General features: G+C 70.0%; 13 protein-coding genes. 8 read left to right on the forward strand and 5 right to left on the reverse strand.

Annotation, left to right across the window (positions count from 1 at the left end; translation table 11 throughout):
- The 5 genes from DDF62_RS18115 to DDF62_RS18135 form a co-directional block, all read right to left on the reverse strand.
- On the reverse strand, positions 1 to 1554 hold the full coding sequence (locus DDF62_RS18115) for a flavodoxin domain-containing protein (protein ID WP_116490397.1): 1554 nt from the start codon (positions 1552 to 1554) through the stop codon (positions 1 to 3).
- Positions 1551 to 2555 carry an FAD:protein FMN transferase gene (locus DDF62_RS18120; protein ID WP_116490398.1) on the reverse strand — a complete coding sequence of 335 codons (1005 nt, stop codon included), beginning with the start codon at positions 2553 to 2555 and terminating at the stop codon, positions 1551 to 1553. The genes DDF62_RS18115 and DDF62_RS18120 overlap by 4 nt, the downstream gene beginning before the upstream one ends.
- A 155-nt stretch (positions 2556 to 2710) precedes the next feature.
- A complete protein-coding gene (locus DDF62_RS18125; RefSeq protein ID WP_116490399.1) occupies positions 2711 to 3628 on the reverse strand; it encodes a DUF4198 domain-containing protein in 918 nt (305 codons plus the stop codon).
- Positions 3629 to 3644: 16 nt separating this feature from the next.
- Positions 3645 to 4157, reverse strand: coding sequence for a DUF2271 domain-containing protein (locus tag DDF62_RS18130; protein ID WP_116490400.1), 513 nt, complete (start codon positions 4155 to 4157; stop codon positions 3645 to 3647).
- A 16-nt stretch (positions 4158 to 4173) separates the two neighbouring features.
- The gene (locus tag DDF62_RS18135; RefSeq protein ID WP_116490661.1) at positions 4174 to 4803 is read right to left on the reverse strand and encodes a PepSY-associated TM helix domain-containing protein; all 630 of its coding nucleotides are present in this window, start codon (positions 4801 to 4803) and stop codon (positions 4174 to 4176) included.
- 264 nt (positions 4804 to 5067) lie between these two features.
- Between DDF62_RS18135 and cytX the strand changes: the two genes are divergently transcribed.
- The 8 genes from cytX (at position 5068) to DDF62_RS18175 (ending at position 18496) form a co-directional block, all read left to right on the forward strand.
- Positions 5068 to 6339 carry a putative hydroxymethylpyrimidine transporter CytX gene (gene cytX, locus DDF62_RS18140; RefSeq protein ID WP_116490401.1) on the forward strand — a complete coding sequence of 424 codons (1272 nt, stop codon included), beginning with the start codon at positions 5068 to 5070 and terminating at the stop codon, positions 6337 to 6339.
- Positions 6340 to 6460: 121 nt separating this feature from the next.
- On the forward strand, positions 6461 to 8383 hold the full coding sequence (locus DDF62_RS18145; RefSeq protein ID WP_116490402.1) for a M61 family metallopeptidase: 1923 nt from the start codon (positions 6461 to 6463) through the stop codon (positions 8381 to 8383).
- Positions 8384 to 8551: 168 nt separating this feature from the next.
- The gene (locus DDF62_RS18150) at positions 8552 to 10285 is read left to right on the forward strand and encodes a DUF885 domain-containing protein (protein ID WP_425267065.1); all 1734 of its coding nucleotides are present in this window, start codon (positions 8552 to 8554) and stop codon (positions 10283 to 10285) included.
- A gap of 139 nt (positions 10286 to 10424) precedes the next feature.
- A complete protein-coding gene (locus tag DDF62_RS18155) occupies positions 10425 to 10736 on the forward strand; it encodes a type II toxin-antitoxin system RelE/ParE family toxin (protein ID WP_116490404.1) in 312 nt (103 codons plus the stop codon).
- Positions 10733 to 11023: an addiction module antidote protein gene (locus DDF62_RS18160; protein WP_116490405.1), complete on the forward strand. Its 291-nt coding sequence runs from the start codon at positions 10733 to 10735 to the stop codon at positions 11021 to 11023. Before DDF62_RS18155 ends, DDF62_RS18160 begins: the two co-directional genes overlap by 4 nt.
- A gap of 102 nt (positions 11024 to 11125) precedes the next feature.
- Positions 11126 to 13537 (forward strand): glycoside hydrolase family 3 N-terminal domain-containing protein, encoded by a 2412-nt coding sequence (locus tag DDF62_RS18165; RefSeq protein ID WP_116490406.1) that lies wholly within the window; start codon positions 11126 to 11128, stop codon positions 13535 to 13537.
- A gap of 178 nt (positions 13538 to 13715) precedes the next feature.
- On the forward strand, positions 13716 to 15635 hold the full coding sequence (locus tag DDF62_RS18170; RefSeq protein ID WP_116490407.1) for a sialate O-acetylesterase: 1920 nt from the start codon (positions 13716 to 13718) through the stop codon (positions 15633 to 15635).
- Positions 15632 to 18496 (forward strand): glycosyl hydrolase 115 family protein, encoded by a 2865-nt coding sequence (locus tag DDF62_RS18175; protein WP_244286859.1) that lies wholly within the window; start codon positions 15632 to 15634, stop codon positions 18494 to 18496. The genes DDF62_RS18170 and DDF62_RS18175 overlap by 4 nt, the downstream gene beginning before the upstream one ends.
- The last annotated feature ends 102 nt before the right edge of the window (positions 18497 to 18598 follow it).

The following is an 18598-nucleotide window of genomic DNA, read 5'->3' on the forward strand; positions in this document are numbered from 1 at the left end:
TCAGTAGACGTCCCGGCGATACCGGCCCTGATCCGCCAGGTCCTCCAGGGCGCCTGCGCCCAGGATTTCGGCCAATGCTGCATGGACCTCGCGCGACATGCCTTCCAGCGAGCCGCAGACATAGATCGCCGCGCCCCGCGCCGCCCAGGCCCGTACCTCGTCGGCGGCCGCGCGCAGGCGGTGCTGGACGTAGACCTTGTCGGCCTGGTCGCGGGAGAAGGCGAGATCCAGGCGTTCGAGCACGCCCGACGCCGTCCAGGCCTCGATCTCCTCGCGATGGAAGAAGTCGTGGGCCGACGAGCGCTCGCCGAACAGCAGCCAGTTGCGCTTGCGGCCCAGGGCCGCGCGCGCCTTCAGGTGGCTGCGCAGGCCGGCCAGGCCCGTGCCGGCGCCGATCAGGATCATCGGTCGGTCGTCTTGCGGGGCGTGGAAGCTGCGGTTGGAGCGCACGCGGCCGGCGATCTCGGAACCGACGGCGGCGTGCGCGACCAGCCAGCCCGAGCCCAGGCCCGGCTTGCCGTCGGCGCGGCGCATCAGGCGCACGACCAGTTCGACACCGCCGTCGGCCGGCAGGGAGGCGATGGAGTATTCGCGGTGGGGCAGGGCCGGCAGGGCGTCGACCAGGGCCTGGGCGGACGCGCCGGCCAGGGCCTTGATCGCCGCGTCCTCGTGCGGGAGGCGTCGCCAGGACAGCGCCTCACCGAGCGTGGCGGCCTCGTCGGCCTTTACCGGCGTCTCGGCGGGCAGCGACAGGCGGGCCAGCAGGTCGGCGACCTCGGCCGGGGCGTTGCGCGGGCCGATCTCGACGATGTCGCCGGCCTGCCAGGCCGCATCGCCATCGAGCGGCTCAAGGCGCACGTGGAAGGCGCCTTCGCCGGCCGAGCCAGGGTTGAGCAGGCGACGGTCGGCCAGTTTCCAGCGGCCGTAGGCCGGGCGGCTCCAGTCGGGGGCGTCGGTGGAGCCCGTGAGCACGGAAAGCTGCGACTGCCAGTGGCGCAGGGCGGCGGCTTCGCCGTCGTCGACCTCGACCGTGTCGAACAGGCGCGCGCCGCCGTTGCGGGCCAGCCAGGCGTCGAGGCTGCGGCCGAAGGCGCAGTATTGGGCGTAGGTGGAGTCGCCCAGGGCCAGAACGGCGTAGGACAGTTTCGCCAGGTCCGGCTCGGTGGCCATCACGTCGCGGATGAAGCGGCGGGCGTTGTCGGGCGCGTCGCCCTCGCCGGTGGTGCTGACGATGAAGAGCGCGCGACCGCCGGAGAGGTCGGCGGGCTCGACGGCGGCCAATTCGCGCAGGCGCACCGGCAGGTTGGCCGCCTGCAGCGCCTTGGCCGTCGCCATGGCCAGTTCTTCGGCGAAACCGGTCTGGCTGGCGAAGGCGACCAGCACGGGCTCGCCGGCGCCGGACGCCAGCGCGGCCTCCTCGCGGCGGGCCTTCCGCTTGCGCAGGGCGACCTTCAGGGCGATCCCGGCGCACAGCAGCAGGTAGAGGCCGACCACGATGGCGGCCAGGGCCAGGCGGCGCGCGTCCGGCGGCAGGCTGGAAAGCAGTTCGGTCATTCGTCGAGCATCGCCTGCAGGGCCGGCGACAGGCGCTCGGACAGGCCGTTCGGGCCGCGCGTCACCACCAGGGCCGGCAGGCTGCGGGCCGTGGCGAAGGCGATGGCGGGGTCGGCGCCCATGACGGTGAGCGCCGTGGCCAGGGCGTCGGCGGTCATGCACTCGGGATGGATGACGGTGACGCTGACCACCCCGGCGTCGCACGGCGCGCCCGAGGCGGGGTCCAGCGTGTGGGCGTAGCGCTTGCCCGCATGGTCGAAGAACCGGCGATAGTCGCCCGAGGTCGCCACCGACAGGCCGTGCAGGGCCAGCAGGGTGCGGGGCGAGGCCTCGTCGTTGGCGCCGGCAAGCGGGGGGCGCTCCAGCTCGACCCACCAGGGCTGGCCGTCGGGCTTGGCGCCCGTGCCGCGCAGCTCGCCGCCGACCTCGACGAGGTAGGAGCGCACGCCGGCCCGGTCGAGGGCGCGGGCGGCCTCGTCGACGCCGAAGCCCTTGGCGATGCCGTTGAGATCGATCTGGAGCCCCCCGGGCTGAAAGAGCGCGTCGCCGTCCAGCGCCACGCGCCGCCAGCCCATCGGGGCGCGGGCGGTCTCCAGGGCCTCGGCGCTGGGCGGCTGACCGGAGAAGGGGCGGGGGCCGAAGCCCCAGAGATCGGTGACCGCGCCCAGGGTCGGATCGAAGGCGCCGTCGCTGTCTTCGGCCACTTCGAGGGCGCGGCGCAGTACGACCGCGAAGCCGGCGGGCAGGGCGGTCCAGGTTCCGGCGGCCGAGCGGTTGAAGCGCGACAGGGCCGACATCGGGTCCCAGGCGCTCATCTCGGAGACCACCTTGTCCAGCGCGCGCTGGACCATGGCGGTCATGGCCGCAAGGTCGGTGGTGACGGGCAGCACGGCCTTGACCGACCAGGTCGTGCCCATGCTTGCTCCGTCGAACGCGCGCACGACCCCGCCCACCGGCCGGGCCGGCGGTTCGCTGAGCATGGGGACGAGGACGCGGGTCATGGGGAGGAAACCTCTTCCCTTCCCCCTTGATGGGGGAAGGGCAGGGTTGGGGGTGGAGCGGCGGTGGACGTCACCCCGGCGGAGCAAGGTCCTGAACCGGTGTCACCCCCATCCCCGACCCTTCCCCCATCGAAGGGGGAAGGGAGATATGCGGATCAAGGACGCTGGGCTTCCAGGGTCGCGGTGTAGCTGGCCGAGAAGCCGTTGCCGGCCAGGGCCGTCGGGGCCTGGGGCTGACCGCCGGGAGCGCCGCCGCCCGGACCGCCTTGACCACCAGGGCCGCCGGGACCGCCCGGAGGGCCGCCCATGCCGCCGCGGCCGGTCTCGCCGGTGCGAACGCTGGCGTTCAGCCAATACATGCCGGCTTCCGGCAGGGTGACCTTGAAGGCGCCGTCGGCGCCGGTCTTGACCTTGATCTCGCCCGGGGTGGCGCGATAGCGCGAGTTGCCCGGCACGATCGTCACTTCCAGGTCGGCGGCGGGCTTGCCGTCGATCAGGAACTTGAAGGTCGCCGCTTCGGTGGCCACCAGGTCGTTGGGGTGGGTGACGGGAACCAGCTCCAGGCCCTTGCCGGTCGGCTTCAGGACGGTGTCGGTCGGCGCGCCGCGGGTGACGAAGGTTTCGTTGCGGTTGAAGCTCTTGATCGTCTTCAGGTCGGCGGCGCCGGCCGGAACCTGCTTGGCGAAGTCGTCGGCGCTGCCGCGGAAGCGCTTGACCTCGCCGTTCTCGGTCCAGCTGGCCATCACGCTGTTGGAGGCGGTGCCGATCTTGTAGGTGCCGGCCTTGGCCAGCTCGACGTCGAACACCGAGCGGTACTGGCCGGTCGAGGCGTTCTTCAGCGGCTCGGTCGAACCGTCCGGGGTGGTGATGACCACGCCGTCCACGCGCATGGCGCGGTGGTCGGGGTAGAACAGCTCGTTGGAGATGGCCGCGTCGATGGTCACCCAGGCGCCGTCGCCCGACAGCACGGTGGCCGAGGGCACGAACCAGGCGCGGTGGGCGTGGGCCGCCAGGGGCAGGGTCAGGGCGACGGTCGCCGCCGTGAGGGCGAGAAGGCGCTTGCGAAGGGTCATGGCGTTTCTCTCTTGCTTATTTGACGGTGACCGAGACGGCGCCGAGCTCGGCCGTCCCCTTGGCGGAGGCGGTCTTGCCGGGCTTGCCCCAGGTGAACGGCACGCGGACGGCCTCGTGGCCGCCGACTTCGCGGGCGGCTTCGACCACCAGGGTGTAGGCGCCCGGCTTCAGCTTCGACAGCTGGCTCTTGGCGCCGCTGAAGGTCACCTTCTGCGGACCCGGCGCGCGGGTGGCCGAGGAGATGCCGTCGGCCGGGAAGCTCATGGTGCGGCCGGCCTTGCGCCACCACTGGCGCATGTCCTTCAGCCACTTCTCGCCCTTGTCCTCCTTGGAGTCCGGGTCGTACCAGACGGCCAGGGTGGCGGCGGCCGTGGCGTCCGGGCCCTCGACCCAGATGGCGACGTAGGGCTTGTGGTACTCGGCCACCGAAAGGCGCGGGATCTCGACGGTGACGTTGAGGTCGGCGGCCATCGCCGGAGCGCCGACGGCGGCGCCGGCGAAGGTCAGCAGGGAGACGGTGCGCTTCACGGAAGGCGGCCTTTCTCTAGAGGTGGACGAACAAGATGATGATCAGGAGCGGAATGGCCAGCCCGGCGGCGGTCAGCGGCCAGGTCATCGGCCGCCCGCGGGCGTGGAACTGAAGCAGGATCAGGCCGGTGACGGTGAAGATCACGCAGGCGCCGGCGAAGATGTCGATGAACCAACTCCAGGCCTTGCCGGTGTTGCGGCCCTTGTGCAGGTCGTTGAGCAGGCTGACCCCGCCGCGGGTGGTCTTCTCGTGCTCGACGGCGCCGGTTTCGCGGTCGATGGCGATCCAGGCGTCGCCGCCGGGGCGGGCCAGGGCCAGATAGACCTCGGCGTCGGACCATTCGCCGACGCGGCGGGCGATATCGGCGTCGACGGCCTTGTCGAGCCAGGTCTCGACCTTGATCGGCAGCGGGCGCTTGCCCTCGGTAGGGCCCGAGGCCAGCTGCGCGATCAGTTCGGGCGGCAGGGTCGCCTTCTTGCTGACGACCTTGGGCTCGGCCTCGATCGAGCCGGCGTGGTTCAGGGTGAAGCCGGTGATGGCGAACAGCAGCATGCCCACGAGGCTGATCGCCGCGCTGATCCAGTGCCACTGGTGCAACTGCTTCAGCCAGAAGGAGCGGCGGTTCTGTTCGGCGGCGGCTTTCACGGGATTCCGGAACGGACGAGCTTCAATGCCGCCGTCCATACTTGAGAGCGACTTGCAATTACAAGACCCGATCGCCTTCCGGCCACGATTGGAAACATTTGCTCACGGATCGGTCCGGCGGATCGCCCTTAGAACCGCCCAATCCCCGCGAAAGCGGGGACCCAGGCTTTTTCTGAAACCCTCGGCGCTCGACGATAAAACACCTGGGTCCCCGCTTTCGCGGGGATTTTACGGAAGGAGAGAGGCGGGCTATGCCTGCCTACCATGGCCAAGCTCGACGACACCTATGATCCGCTGATCCCCGTTCCGGCCGAGCGTCGGGTGTTCGGGACGCGTGACGCCTTCTCGCTGTGGTTCAGCCTGGGCATCGGCCTCCTGGTGCTGCAGGCCGGCGCGTTCCTGGTTCCGGGCCTGAGTCTCGGCATGGCGCTGGCGGCGATCGTCGCCGGCTCGGCGCTGGGCGCGCTGCTGCTGGCGGCGGCCGGCGTGGTCGGGGCCGATACGGGCCTCTCAGCCATGGGCACGCTGCGGCTGGCCCTGGGCGCGCGGGGCGCGGCGGTTCCGGCGGTGCTGAACGCGGTGCAGCTGGTCGGCTGGGGCGCGTTCGAGATCATCGCCATGCGCGACGCCGCCGACGCCTTGGCCAGGCAGACCTTCGGCCTGTCCAACCCGCTGGCCTGGACGGTGCTGTTCGGCGCCCTGGCGACCTGGCTGGCCTTCATGGGGCCGGTGTCGTTCGTGCGGCGGTTCCTGCGCGCCTGGGGGCTGTGGCTGCTGCTGGGCGGGGCCGGCTGGCTGACCTGGCGGCTGCTGGCCCAGCACGATCTGGCCGCATTGTTCGCCAAGGCCGGCACGGGCGAGATGAGCTTCGGCGCGGGCGTCGACCTGGTCGTGGCCATGCCGCTGTCGTGGCTGCCGCTGATCGCCGACTACACGCGTTTTGGCCGCTCCAGCGGGCGGATGTTCCGTGGCAGCGCCGCCGGCTACCTGCTCGCCAACATCTGGTTCATGGGCCTGGGCGCCTGCTACGCCCTGGCCGCCGGGAGCGGGGAGGGGCTGCTGCTGACCGCCCTGGCCGCGGCGGGCGGCGGGATCGCCCTCTTGCTGATCGTCGTCGACGAGACCGACAACGCCTTCGCCGACATCCATTCGGCCGCCGTCTCGACGGCCACCCTTGCGCCAGTGCGGCCCGCGCGCCTGGCCCTGGCCTTCGGCGCGCTGTGCACCCTGATCGCCCTCCTGGCGCCGCTTGCCCGCTATGAAGGCTTCCTGCTGCTGATCGGCTCGGTGTTCGCGCCGCTGTTCGGCGTGCTGCTGACCGACCACTTCGTCGTACGCCGCCGCGGGCCCGAGGCCGCCGCCGCCTTCGCCTGGGGCCTGAACCTGCCGGGCCTTTTGGCCTGGGCGGCCGGGATCGCGGCCTATCAGGGCTTCAGCCGCCTGGCGCCGCAGCTGGGCGCCACCCTGCCGGCGCTTGCGGTTGCGGGGATCGCCTATCTTCTCCTGGGGTTGATCTGGCGGCGACCGAAGGGCTGAACGACCAGCGTCGCCGTAACGCCGTCCGGCCAAGTTCGTCTCGACAAGCGGCCCCTAACAAAAGAAATATCCAGGCATCTTACCGCGAGGGGACGTTCGCGGGCTGCATTGGGGTCGTTTCTTGAAAGCGCTTTTCTTCTCGGTCTCGCTTCTGTCGCTGGTGGGCGGCGCCGCTCTCGCCCAGGACTACCTGCCGCAACCGGCCGCCCCGACGGCGCCGATCGTCGCCCCGCAGGACGTGGCCTATCCGGGCGTGCTGAAGCTGTACGTCGACGCCACCGACCTCGAGCGCAAGATCTTCGACATCAAGCTGACCCTGCCGGTCGCCAAGCCCGGCCCGATGACCCTCTACTATCCGCAGTGGGTTCCGGGCGGCCACTCGCCGCGCAACGACATCGACAAGCTGGCGGGCCTGGTGATCACGGCGGGTGGCCAGACGATCCCGTGGAAGCGCGACGTGGTCGAGGTCAACGCCTTCCACATCGACGTGCCGGCCGGCGTGACCGAGCTTTCCGTCGCCTACAAGTTCCTGTCGCCGGTCGAGACCAAGGTCGGCCGCATGGTCATGACCCCGGACATGCTGAACCTGCAATGGCTGCAGATGACCATGTACCCGGCCGGCCATTTCACCCGCCGCATCACGGTCGAGCCGACCGTCAAGCTGCCGGAAGGCTTCCAGTTCGCCTCGGCCCTGGAGATCGAGAAGACGCAAGGCCAGGTCACCAGCTTCAAGCCGACCACGGTCGAGACCCTGGTCGACTCGCCGATGTTCGCCGGCCGCTACTTCAAGTCGGTCGAGCTTGATCCGGGGGCCAAGGTCCCGGTGCGCCTGAACATGATCGCCGACAAGCCTGAGCTGCTGGAGTTCAAGCCCGAGCAGATCCAGGCCCACAAGAACCTCGTGCAGCAGGCCTACAAGCTGTACGGCTCGCACCACTACGACCACTACGACTTCCTGGTGGCCCTGTCGGACCAGCTGGGCGGCATCGGCCTTGAGCACCACCGGTCGAGCGAGAACCGCGTCGCGCCCAAGTATTTCACCGAGTGGGACAAGACCTATGTCGGTCGCGACCTGCTGCCCCACGAGTTCACCCACTCGTGGAACGGCAAGTTCCGTCGCGGGGCCGACCTGTGGACCCCGACCCTCAACACCCCGATGCGCGACAGCCTGATGTGGGTCTACGAGGGCCAGACCCAATACTGGGGCTTTGTGCTGTCGTCGCGCTCGACCCTGCTCTCCAAGGAGCAGACGCTGGACGCCATCGCCATGACGGCGGCGACCTACGACAACCGTCGCGGCCGCGACTGGCGCCCGGTGCAGGACACCACCAACGACCCGATCATCGCCAGCCGCAAGCCGCTGTCGTGGCTCTCCTACCAGCGCAGCGAGGACTACTACTCCGAAGGCCAGCTGGTCTGGCTCGACGCCGACACGCTGATCCGCGAGAAGACCGGCGGCAAGAAGTCGCTCGACGACTTCGCCAAGGCCTTCTTCGGCGTCGCCGACGGCTCGTACGTGTCGCACACCTACACCTTCGACGACGTGGTCGCGGCGCTGAACGGCGTGGTGGCCAATGACTGGGCGACCTTCCTGAAGGACCGCATCGAGGGCGTGAACCCCAAGGCGCCGCTCGATGGCCTGACCCGGGGCGGCTACAAGCTGGTCTATACCGACACCCCGACCGAATATTTCAAGGCGTCGGAGACCCGGGCCAAGAACACCAACCTGTCCTACTCGCTGGGCCTGACGGTGGGCTCGGACGCGGTGCTGACCGACGTGCAGTGGGATGGTCCCGCCTTCAAGGCCGGCCTGACCCAGGGCCTGACCGTGGTGGCCGTCAACGGCGACACCTATGACGCCGACAAGCTGAAGGCGGCCGTGAAGGCCACCGCCAAGGGCGTTCCGGTCGAGCTGCTGGTCAAGGAAGGCTCGCGCTACCGCACGGTGAAGCTCGACTACAGCGGCGGCCCGCGCTACCCGCGCCTGGAGCGCATCGCCGGCACGCCGGCGCGCCTGGACGACATCCTGGCGCCTCGCAAGTAAGCCTTAAAGAGCCGTCCGGCGCCCGGGGCCGCGAGGCGCCGGACGGCTTTGTTCTCGACATGCGGCCAAGTCTGCCTTGGGGGCCGCATGTCCGATTCCACGAAGTTCGATCGCCGTCAGCTGCTGGTCGGCGCGACCGCCGCCGCCGTCTCCACGGCCCTGCCGGCCATGGCCGCCCCCCAGAAAACGGTTGGGAAGGGCGAGGCGGCCAAGCTCTACGCCCTGTTCGACGCCTTCTTCGACGAGGACCTGACCGAGAGCCCCGAACAGGCGACCAATCTGGGCCTCGACACCGGCGCCCACGCCGGCGCGCGCACGAAGCTGGGCGACCGCTCGATCGCCGCCTGGATCAAGGAGCGCCACGAGCCCGCGCAGCGGCTCAAGCGCCTGAAGGCCATCGACCGCAAGGCGCTGTCGGGCGAGGACGCCGTCAACTTCGACACCGCCGCCTACTATTACGGCGCGCGCGACAAGGCCTCGGGCTTCGACTACGGCGCGGTGTCGCGGCCGTTCGTGGTGACCCAGTTCTACGGCGGCTATTCGTCGGTTCCCAGCTTCCTGGACAACAAGCACGAGGTGAAGTCGGCCGCCGACGCCGACAGCTACCTGGAGCGCATGGCCGGCTTCGCCACCGTGCTCGACCAGGAGAGTGAGCGGGTGGCGGCCGATGCGGCCAAGGGCGTGATCCCGTCGGACTTCATCCTCGACAAGGCCATCGGCCAGCTGAAGCAGTTCCGCGGCCTGGCCCCGGAAAAGAACGTGCTGGTCGCCTCGATGGCCCGCCGGGCCAAGGCCTATGGCGACTACGACGCCAAGGCCGCCGCCCTGCTGACCAGCGCTATCCACCCGGCGCTGGACCGCCAGATCGAGGCCCTGACCGCCGTGCGCGCCAAGGCCGTGCACGAGGCGGGCATGAACCGCTTCAAGGACGGCGAGGCCTTCTACGCGGCCCTGCTGCGCATCTACACCACCACCGAGAAGACCCCCGACGAGGTCCACCGCCTGGGCCTGGAGGAGGGCGCGCAGATCCAGGCGCGGATGGACGAGATCCTCAGGAAGCGCGGCTTCACGCAAGGCTCGGTCGGCCAGCGCATGGCGGCCCTGAAGGACCTGCCGGGCGAGAGCTATCCCAACACCGACGAGGGCCGCGCCCAGATCCTCGCCTACTGCAATCGCCTGATCGCCGAGATGCAGCCCAAGCTGCCGCAATGGTTCGGGATCACGCCGAAGATCCCGGTCGAGGTGCGCCGCATTCCGCCCTATACCGAGGCCGGCTCGTCGGGCGGCTATTACGAGCGCCCGCCGCTGGACGGCTCGCGCCCGGGCGCCTTCTACATCAACCTGCGCGACACGGCCGAGCGTCCCCGCTACGCCCTGCCGACCCTGACCTATCACGAGGCCGCGCCGGGCCATCACTTCCAGCTGGCCCTGACCGCCGAGGGCAGCCTGCCGCGCCTTCGCCAGAACATGTTCTTCTCGGCCAACACCGAGGGCTGGGCGCTCTATGCCGAGCAGGTGGCCATGGAGATGGGGCTCTACGAGACCGACGACCTGGGCCTTCTGGGCATGTACCAGGCGCGCCTGTTCCGCGCCTCGCGCTGCGTCGTCGACACCGGCCTCCACGCCAAGGGCTGGAGCCGCGAAAAGGCCATCGCCTACATGGTCGAGACCGGCGGCGACGACGAGGGCCGCATCACCCGCGAGGTCGAACGCTATTGCGCCAACCCCGCCCAGGCCTGCTCGTACAAGGTGGGGCACACCGTCTGGGCGGCGCTGCGCGAGCGGACCAGGCAGCGCCTCGGCGCCAGGTTCGACATCCGCAAATATCACGACACCGCCCTGCTGGTCGGCCCGACCCCTCTGACCGTGCTGGAGAGCGTGGTCGACGCCTGGTCGGGGTGAGGTCTTTGCATTGAGTTCCTGATTTGTTCCGATAAAGTTGAAGGCGCTTCGGTCACCGATCGGAGCGCCTTTCTCTTTCGGACGATCGGATGGCAGAACTTTAGGTTCGCCGTTGATTGTCTCCCATGGGAGACATGTTATGATCGAGGTGCGCGAGACCGAGGTCTTTCGGCGCTGGATGACGGATCTGCGCGACCTCGTGGCCAAGGCCAGGATCGCTGCCCGTCTCCGGCAACTCGCCTTCGGCTTGCTCGGCGATATCAGCCCAGTGGGAGAAGGGGTTAGTGAACTACGCATCCATGTGGGTCCAGGCTATCGGGTCTACGTGGTCCAGCGGGGCGCGATTTTGATCGTGGTCCTATGCGCCGGAGATAAGGGCTCGCAGGCGCGCGACATCGCCAGGGCGAAGGCGATGGCGCGCGATCTTGAGCAGGATGGAGACGGAGCATGAGCGTCGAGACCCGGCCCTTCGATCCCGCCGTCTATGTGGAGACGCCGGAGGCCGCCGCCGCCTATCTCGACGAGGCCCTGGCGACCAATGACGCGGCCTTCATCGCCGATGCGCTGGGCGTCCTGGCGCGGGCCAAGGGCATGAGCGGGATCGCCGAGGCGGCGGGGCTGGGGCGCCAGAGCCTCTACAAGGCCCTGGCGACGGACGGCAATCCGCGTTTCGACACCGTGCTGAAGGTGTTGGGGGCGCTGGGATTGCGCCTTTCGACCGTTCCGATCGCCGATTGAAGTGACCGGTAACATTTGGGCTTGAGTGGTCAGACAAGCTCTCCCATAGTGTCAGGCAAGACGGCGCGAAGCCGCCGTGACAGACGCTGGGGAAACGCAAGGATGACCACCACCCTTACTCGCCGCACGCTGGGCGTCAGCCTGGCCGCTCTGGGCGCAGCCATGGCGCCCGTGGTGCGGGCGGCTCCGAAAGCGACGGGCGACAAGCCGCTCTACAAGGATCCCGCCCAGCCGGTCGACGCCCGGGTCAAGGACCTGCTCTCGCGGATGACGCTGGAGGAGAAGGCCGCCCAGCTGATCGGCATCTGGCTGACCAAGGCCGCGATCCAGACGCCGACCGGCGACTTCTCGCCCGAGACGGCCAGCAAGAACTTCCCCAATGGCCTGGGCCAGATCTCGCGTCCGACCGACCGCCGGGGCCTGAAGCCGACGACCGAGGTCAACGCCGCCGCCGGGGCCGAGGACGGCTCGGTGGGGCGCAACGCCCCGCAGACGGCCAAATACGTCAACGCCGCCCAGAAGTGGGCGATGGAAAGCACCCGCCTGGGCATCCCGATGCTGATGCACGACGAGGCCCTGCACGGCTATGTCGCGCGCGATGCGACCAGCTTCCCGCAATCGATCGCCCTGGCCTCGACCTTCGATCCGGAGCTGGTCGAGCAGGTGTTCTCGGTGGCCGCCAAGGAGATGCGCGCTCGCGGCTCCAACATCGCCTTGGCCCCAGTGGTCGACGTGGCCCGCGACCCGCGCTGGGGGCGCATCGAAGAGACCTACGGCGAGGACCCGCACGTCTGCGCCGAGATGGGCCTGGCCGCCATCCGCGGCTTCCAGGGCAAGACCCTGCCGCTGGCGCCCGACAAGGTGTTCGTCACCCTCAAGCACATGACCGGCCACGGCCAGCCGGAGAACGGCACCAATGTCGGCCCGGCCCAGATCGCCGAGCGCACCCTGCGCGAGAACTTCTTCCCGCCGTTCGAGCGGGCGGTGAAGGAACTGCCCGTTCGCTCGGTCATGCCCAGCTACAACGAGATCGACGGGGTGCCCTCGCACGCCAACCGCTGGCTGCTGACCGACATCCTGCGCGGCGAGTGGGGCTTCGAAGGCGCGACGATGAGCGACTACTTCGCCATCAAGGAGATCATCACCCGCCACAAGCTGACCGACCAGCTGGCCGACACGGCGGTGATGGCGATGAACGCCGGCGTCGACGTCGAGCTGCCCGACGGCGAGGCCTATGTGCTGCTGCCGCAGCTGGTGAGGTCGGGCCGCATCCCCGAGGCCGCCGTCGACGCGGCTGTGGCGCGGGTGCTGAGGATCAAGTTCGAAGGCGGTCTGTTCGAAAATCCGTATGCGGATGAAAAGACCGCCGACGCCAAGACCGCCACGCCGCAAGCCGTCGCCCTGGCCCGCGAGGCGGCCCGCAAGGCGGTGGTGCTGCTGAAGAACGACAAGGGCCTGCTGCCGCTGGACGGCAGGAAGATCAAGCGCCTGGCGCTCCTGGGCACGCACGCCAAGGACACCCCGATCGGCGGCTATTCCGACGAGCCGCGCCACGTGGTCTCGGTGCTGGAGGGCCTCTCCGCCGAGGCCAAGGCGCAAGGGTTCGCCCTCGACTACGCCGAGGCCGTGCGGATCACCGAAAAGCGCGTCTGGGCCGCCGACGAGGTCAAGCTGGTCGATCCGGCCGTGAACGCCAAGCTCATCGCCGAAGCCGTCGAGGTGGCGAAAAAGGCCGACGTCGTGGTCATGGTGCTGGGCGACAACGAGCAGACCAGCCGCGAGGCCTGGGCCGACAACCACCTGGGCGACCGCGACAGCCTCGACCTGGTGGGTCAGCAGAACGACCTGGCCCGCGCCATCTTCGCCCTGGGCAAGCCGACCGTGGTGCTGCTGCTGAACGGCCGTCCGCTGTCGGTGAACCTGCTGGCGGAAAAGGCCGACGCCCTGGTCGAGGGCTGGTACCTGGGCCAGGAGACCGGCAGCGCCGCCGCCGACGTGCTGTTCGGCCGGGCCAATCCGGGCGGCAAGCTGCCGGTCAGCATCGCCCGTGACGTCGGCCAGCTGCCGATCTACTACAACCGCAAGCCCACGGCCCGCCGCGGCTACCTGTTCGATCGCGCCACCAGCCCGCTCTATCCGTTCGGTTTCGGGCTGTCCTACACCAGCTTCGACATCGCCGCGCCGCGCTTGTCGAAGGCCCGCATCGGCCAGGGCGAGAGCACGACGGTGTCGGTCGAGGTGACCAACACCGGCAAGGTCGCCGGCGACGAGGTGGTGCAGCTCTACGTCCACGACGAGGCGGCCTCGGTCACCCGTCCGGTGCTGGAGCTGAAGCACTTCAAGCGGGTGACGTTGGCGCCCGGCGAGAAGAAGACGGTCAGCTTCGAGGTCAAGCCGTCGGATCTTTGGATGTGGAACCTGGCCATGAAGCGGGTTGTCGAGCCGGGCGATTTCTCGATCCTGGTGGGACCGAACTCGGTTGACCTGAAGTCGGCTAAGCTGACGGTGGCTTGAAGACGCTCCCCCTGAAGGGGGAGCTGTCGGCGAAGCCGACTGAGGGGGAAGTCGTTGCTGAAGCGGCTAGCGCTGCGGAAGCTGAAAACGGCCCCCCTCCGGCCCTCTGGGCCACCTCCCCCAGGAGGGGAGGATTTATAAGTAAGAGCCGTCACAGACGGCCGAGGGAGTGAGTCACATGCGCCGCGTCGCGCCGATCCTGCTGGCCGTGCTGATGGCTACGCCCGCCGCCGCCCAGGGGCCGTTGCTGAACGGGCTGTTCGCCGACCATGCGGTGGTGCAGCGCGGCCGGCCGTTGCCGGTGTTCGGCGAGGCGAGGCCTGGCGAGGCTGTGACCGTCACCCTCGGCGACAAGATGGCCACGGCGAAGGCCGGCGCGAACGGCGCCTGGCGGGTCGACCTGCCGGCGATGACGGCGGGCGGGCCCTACACCCTGGAGGCCAAGACCGCCTCGGGCGCGAGCCAGACGGTCGGCGACGTGCTGGTCGGCGACGTCTGGCTGTGCTCGGGCCAGTCGAACATGGAGCTGCCGGTCGAGCGCGGCAACAACTCGTGGTCCGAGATCCGTTCGGCCAACGACGACGGCCTGCGCATGGCCTATGTCGACCACGCCGACAGCCGCTCGCCGCGCACGACCTTCGCCAAGCCGCCGGCCTGGAAGGCGGCCAAGCCCGAGGCCGTCGGGTCGTTCTCGGCCGCCTGCTACTACATGGCCCGCGAACTGCGGAAGACCGACAAGACGCCGCTGGGCCTGGTGCACGCCTCGTGGGGCGGCTCGGCCATCGAGGCCTGGCTCAGCCCGGCCGCCCTGCGCAAGGCCGGCGACTACGACAACGACATCGCCACCCTGGAGCTGTCGCTGAAGGACCGTCCGGCCGCCGACCGCCGCTGGGGCGAGACGATCAAGGCCTGGTGGAGTTTGCGCCACAAAGGCGCGGCCGGTGGGCCATGGGCCGGCGACGGCGCCTGGACGCCCGCGCCGCAGGGCCTGGGCGTCTGGGAAAGCTGGGGCGTGCCGGCCCTGGCCGACTTCAACGGCATGGTCTGGTTCGAGGCCACGGCGACGCTGACGGCGGCGCAGGCGAAAGGCGCCGCCAGCCTCGAGATCGGCATGGTCGACGAGGTCGACACCACCTATGTCAATGGCGTGGGGGTCGGCTCGACCTCCGGCGCGGGCACGGTGCGGGTCTATCCGGTGGCGGCCGGGACGCTGAAGGCCGGCGCCAACCGCATCGTCGTTTCGGCGCTGGACACCTACGCCAACGGCGGGATGTACGGCGACGCCGCCCGCGCCCTGGTGCTGGCCGACGGGACGCGGATCCCGCTGACGACCTGGCGCTATCAGGTCGAACCCAAAGAGACCGGCGAGCCGCCGCGCGCGCCGTGGGACACGCTGTCGGGGGTCTCGACCCTCTACAACGGCATGCTGGCGCCGATGGGCCCCTACGCCTTCAAGGGCTTCGCCTGGTACCAGGGCGAGAGCAACACCGGCCGGCCGCAGACTTACGAGCCGCTGCTGCGCGAACTTCTGGCCGAGCGTCGCGTCGGCCAGGCCGCCGACATGCCGGCCCTGGTGGTGCAGCTGGCCAACTACGGCAAGCCGCAGCTGGCGCCGGAGGAGTCCTGGTGGGCCCAGGTGCGCGAGGCCCAGCGCCTGGCCGTGGCCAAGGACGGTCACGCGGCCCTGGCGGTGATCACCGACATCGGCGATGCGTCCGACATCCACCCGACCAACAAGCAGGACGTCGGCAAGCGCCTGGCCCGGGGCGCGAGGCGCCTGGCGGGACAGGCGGTCACGACCGGACCGTCGCCGGTCTCGGCCCGCCGCGTGGGCGACACGGTCGAGGTGCGCTTCGAGCAGGTTGCCGAGCGCCTGGCGACGCGCGGCTCGGACAGGGCCATCGGTTTCGAGCTGTGCGACGCGGCCGGCTGCCGGTTCGCCGACGCCCGGGTCGAGGGCGACCGGGCCGTGGTCGCCATCCCCGCGGGCCTGACCCCGACCAAACTGCGGTTCGCCTGGGCCGATGCGCCGACCTTCAACGTCTTCGACATGGCCGGCCTGCCGCTGGGTCCGTTCGAGATCGCGGTCGCCCCGTGAGCAAGGGCGTCACGGGCCTGCGCACCGCCGTCTCGGCTTTGGCCCTGGCCGCCGCCGTGGCGGCCGCGGCGGCGCTGGCGGCGCCGACCGCCGCGCGTTCGGCCGAAGCTGGCGCGGTGTCCGAGAAGCCGGTCGCCGGCGGCTTTGGGCTGATCGAGGGCGGCAAGCTCGCGCGGGTCGAGGCCGACGTCACCGACTGGCCCGGCGTGCTGCGCGCGGTGCAGGGCTTGCGCGGCGATCTCTCCAAGCTCTCGGGCGGGGCCCAGCCGGCCAAGGACGCACCGGTCGTCATCGTCGGCACGCTGGGCAAAAGCGCGCAGATCGACGCCCTGATCGCGGCCGGCAAGCTGGACGTCTCGGCGCTGAAGGGGCGCTGGGAAGGCTTCGTCCAGCAAGTGGTCGACAACCCGCGTCCGGGGCTCGCCCGCGCCCTGGTCATCGTCGGCGCCGACAAGCGCGGGACGATCTTCGGGGCCTATGACCTGTCCGAACGGGCCGGCGTCTCGCCCTGGACCTGGTGGGCCGACGTGCCGATTCCGGTGCGACGCGACCTGACGGTGGCGCCGGGCGCGCGGTTGCAGGCGCCGAAGGTGAAGTACCGGGGCATCTTTCTGAATGACGAGAACCCGGCCCTCTACGGCTGGGCCAACGCCACGTTCGGCGGCTTCAACCACGCCTTCTACGAGCGGGTCTACGAACTCGTGCTGCGGCTGAAGGGCGACTATCTGTGGCCGGCCATGTGGGGCAAGGCGCTCTATGACGACGACCCGCTGAACGCGGTGCTGGCCGACGAGATGGGCGTGGTTATCGGAACCTCGCACCACGAGCCGATGATGCGGGCCCACGTCGAGTGGGAGCGCTACGGCCAGGGGCCGTGGGACTATTCGAAGAACCCCGACGCCCTGCGCCGCTTCTGGCGCGAGGGCGTCGAGCGGATGGGCGCCAATGAGAGCCTGGTCACGGTCGGCATGCGCGGCGACGGCGACGAGCCGATGACGCAAGGCACGGCCACCAGGCTGCTGGAGAGCATCGTCGCCGACCAGCGCGCGATCATCGGCGAGGTCACCGGCAAGGATCCCTCGGCGACCCCGCAGGTCTGGGCGCTCTACAAGGAGGTGCAGGACTATTACGACGCCGGGATGCGGGTTCCGGGCGACGTGACCCTGCTGTTCGCCGACGACAACTGGGGCAACATCCGCAGGCTGCCGAAGCCCGGAGAGACCCGGCCGGGCGGCTACGGCGTCTACTACCACTTCGACTATGTGGGCGGGCCGCGGAACTACAAGTGGCTCAATACCAACCAGATCGAACGCACCTGGGAGCAGATGAAGCGCGCCGACGACCACGGCGCCGACCGCCTCTGGATCGTCAATGTCGGCGACCTCAAGCCCATGGAGCTGCCGACCGAGTTCTTCCTCGACCTGGCCTGGGATCCGGACGCCATGTCGGTCGACAAGCTTGCGACCTACAGCCGCGACTGGGCGGCGGCGCAGTTCGGCCCCGGGAATGCGGACGAGATCGCGGGACTGCTGGACGGCTACACCAAGCTCAACGCGCGGCGGAAGCCCGAGCTGATCGACGCGGCGACCTTCAGCCTGGTCAATGATCGCGAGGCCGAGCGGGTCGAAGCCGAGTGGGCCGCGCTGGAGGCCCGCGCCGACGTGGTGCGCGCGCTGCTGCCCAAGGCCCAGGACGACGCCTTCTTCCAGCTGGTCTGGTTCCCGATCATGGCCAGCGCCAACCATACCCGGCTCTATCTCGCCGTCGGCCGCAACCGGCTCTACGACGCGCAGGGGCGTGCCGCCTCGCTGGCCCAGGCCGACTTGGCCGAGCGGCTGTTCGCCCGCGACGCCGAGCTGACCGGCCAGTACCACGCGATCGGCGGCGGCAAGTGGGTCCACATGATGGACCAGACCCACATCGGCTACACCGGCTGGCAGCAGCCCGAACGGAACACCTTGCCCGCCCTGGCCCGCAACGTCCTTTATCGCGGCGTGCTGATGGGCGTCGCCGTCGAGGGGCGCGAGGCGCGGGTCGACGCCGAGCAGGGCGCCGACCTGCCGCCGCTGACGCGTTGGGGCCCAACGTCGCGCTGGATCGACGTGTTCAATCGCGGGCCGTCGCAGATGACGTTCGAGGTCAGCGCCGGCGCGCCGTGGCTGAAGCTGTCGCGCGGCCCGGCCGGCGACTGGGGCGATACGCGGCTGGAAGTCTCGGTCGACTGGGCCAGGGCGCCCAGGGGCGTGCACCGCGTCCCGATCACCCTCAAGGGGCCGGGCGGGCAGCAGGCCGTGGTGACGGCGGTGGTCGACAACACGGCCCGCAAGCCGGCCAGGGGCGCCTTCGTCGAGGCCGGCGGGCCGCTGGCCATCGAGGCCGAGCACTACGTCCGGGCGACCTCGGTGGATGGCGTTGCGTGGAAGACCATCCCCAATCTCGGCCGCACGCTGTCGGGCGTAGCCGGCTATCCGACCACGACCGCGCCCAGCGCGCCGGGGAAGGGGGCGATGCTCGAATACCTGGTCGATTTCGAGAAGGCCGGGCCGGTCGACCTGACCGTGCTGGTCTCACCGGGCCTGGACGTCACTGGCGGGACGGGGCCGCGTTTCGCGGTGTCGATCGGCGATGCGCCGCCGGTGGTGGTCAACACCATCCCCGACCCTTCGGAGAAGGCCTGGGGCAAGGCGGTGGCGGATAATGTCCGTTTGCTGACGATATCGCTGCCGGTCCCCTCGGCGGGCGCGCATCGCGTGCGGCTGTGGCGGGTGGATCCGGGCGTGGTGTTCCAACGGCTGGTGATCTCGCGCGGCGCGGTGGCGGGGAGTTATCTCGGGCCGCCGGAGGGGATGCGGGTGCGCTAAACAGGTACCTCCCCCTGTGGGGGAGGTGATCGCGAAGCGATCGGTGGGGGGAGTAGTTGCGAGGTTGGCCGAAGCCTCGGCAACTGAGAACGGCCCCCCACC

Origin of the sequence: Caulobacter radicis, from assembly GCF_003094615.1 — a bacterium.
GTDB lineage: Bacteria > Pseudomonadota > Alphaproteobacteria > Caulobacterales > Caulobacteraceae > Caulobacter > Caulobacter radicis.

Coding starts and splice junctions, on each gene's coding strand:
- DDF62_RS18115 (WP_116490397.1), bottom strand. CDS start 1,554: ATGACCGAACTGCTTTCCAGCCTGCCGCCGGACGCGCGCCGCCTGGCC.
- DDF62_RS18120 (WP_116490398.1), bottom strand. CDS start 2,555: ATGACCCGCGTCCTCGTCCCCATGCTCAGCGAACCGCCGGCCCGGCCG.
- DDF62_RS18125 (WP_116490399.1), bottom strand. CDS start 3,628: ATGACCCTTCGCAAGCGCCTTCTCGCCCTCACGGCGGCGACCGTCGCC.
- cytX (WP_116490401.1), top strand. CDS start 5,068: ATGGCCAAGCTCGACGACACCTATGATCCGCTGATCCCCGTTCCGGCC.
- DDF62_RS18150 (WP_425267065.1), top strand. CDS start 8,552: ATGGCCGCCCCCCAGAAAACGGTTGGGAAGGGCGAGGCGGCCAAGCTC.
- DDF62_RS18155 (WP_116490404.1), top strand. CDS start 10,425: ATGATCGAGGTGCGCGAGACCGAGGTCTTTCGGCGCTGGATGACGGAT.
- DDF62_RS18160 (WP_116490405.1), top strand. CDS start 10,733: ATGAGCGTCGAGACCCGGCCCTTCGATCCCGCCGTCTATGTGGAGACG.
- DDF62_RS18165 (WP_116490406.1), top strand. CDS start 11,126: ATGACCACCACCCTTACTCGCCGCACGCTGGGCGTCAGCCTGGCCGCT.
- DDF62_RS18170 (WP_116490407.1), top strand. CDS start 13,716: ATGCGCCGCGTCGCGCCGATCCTGCTGGCCGTGCTGATGGCTACGCCC.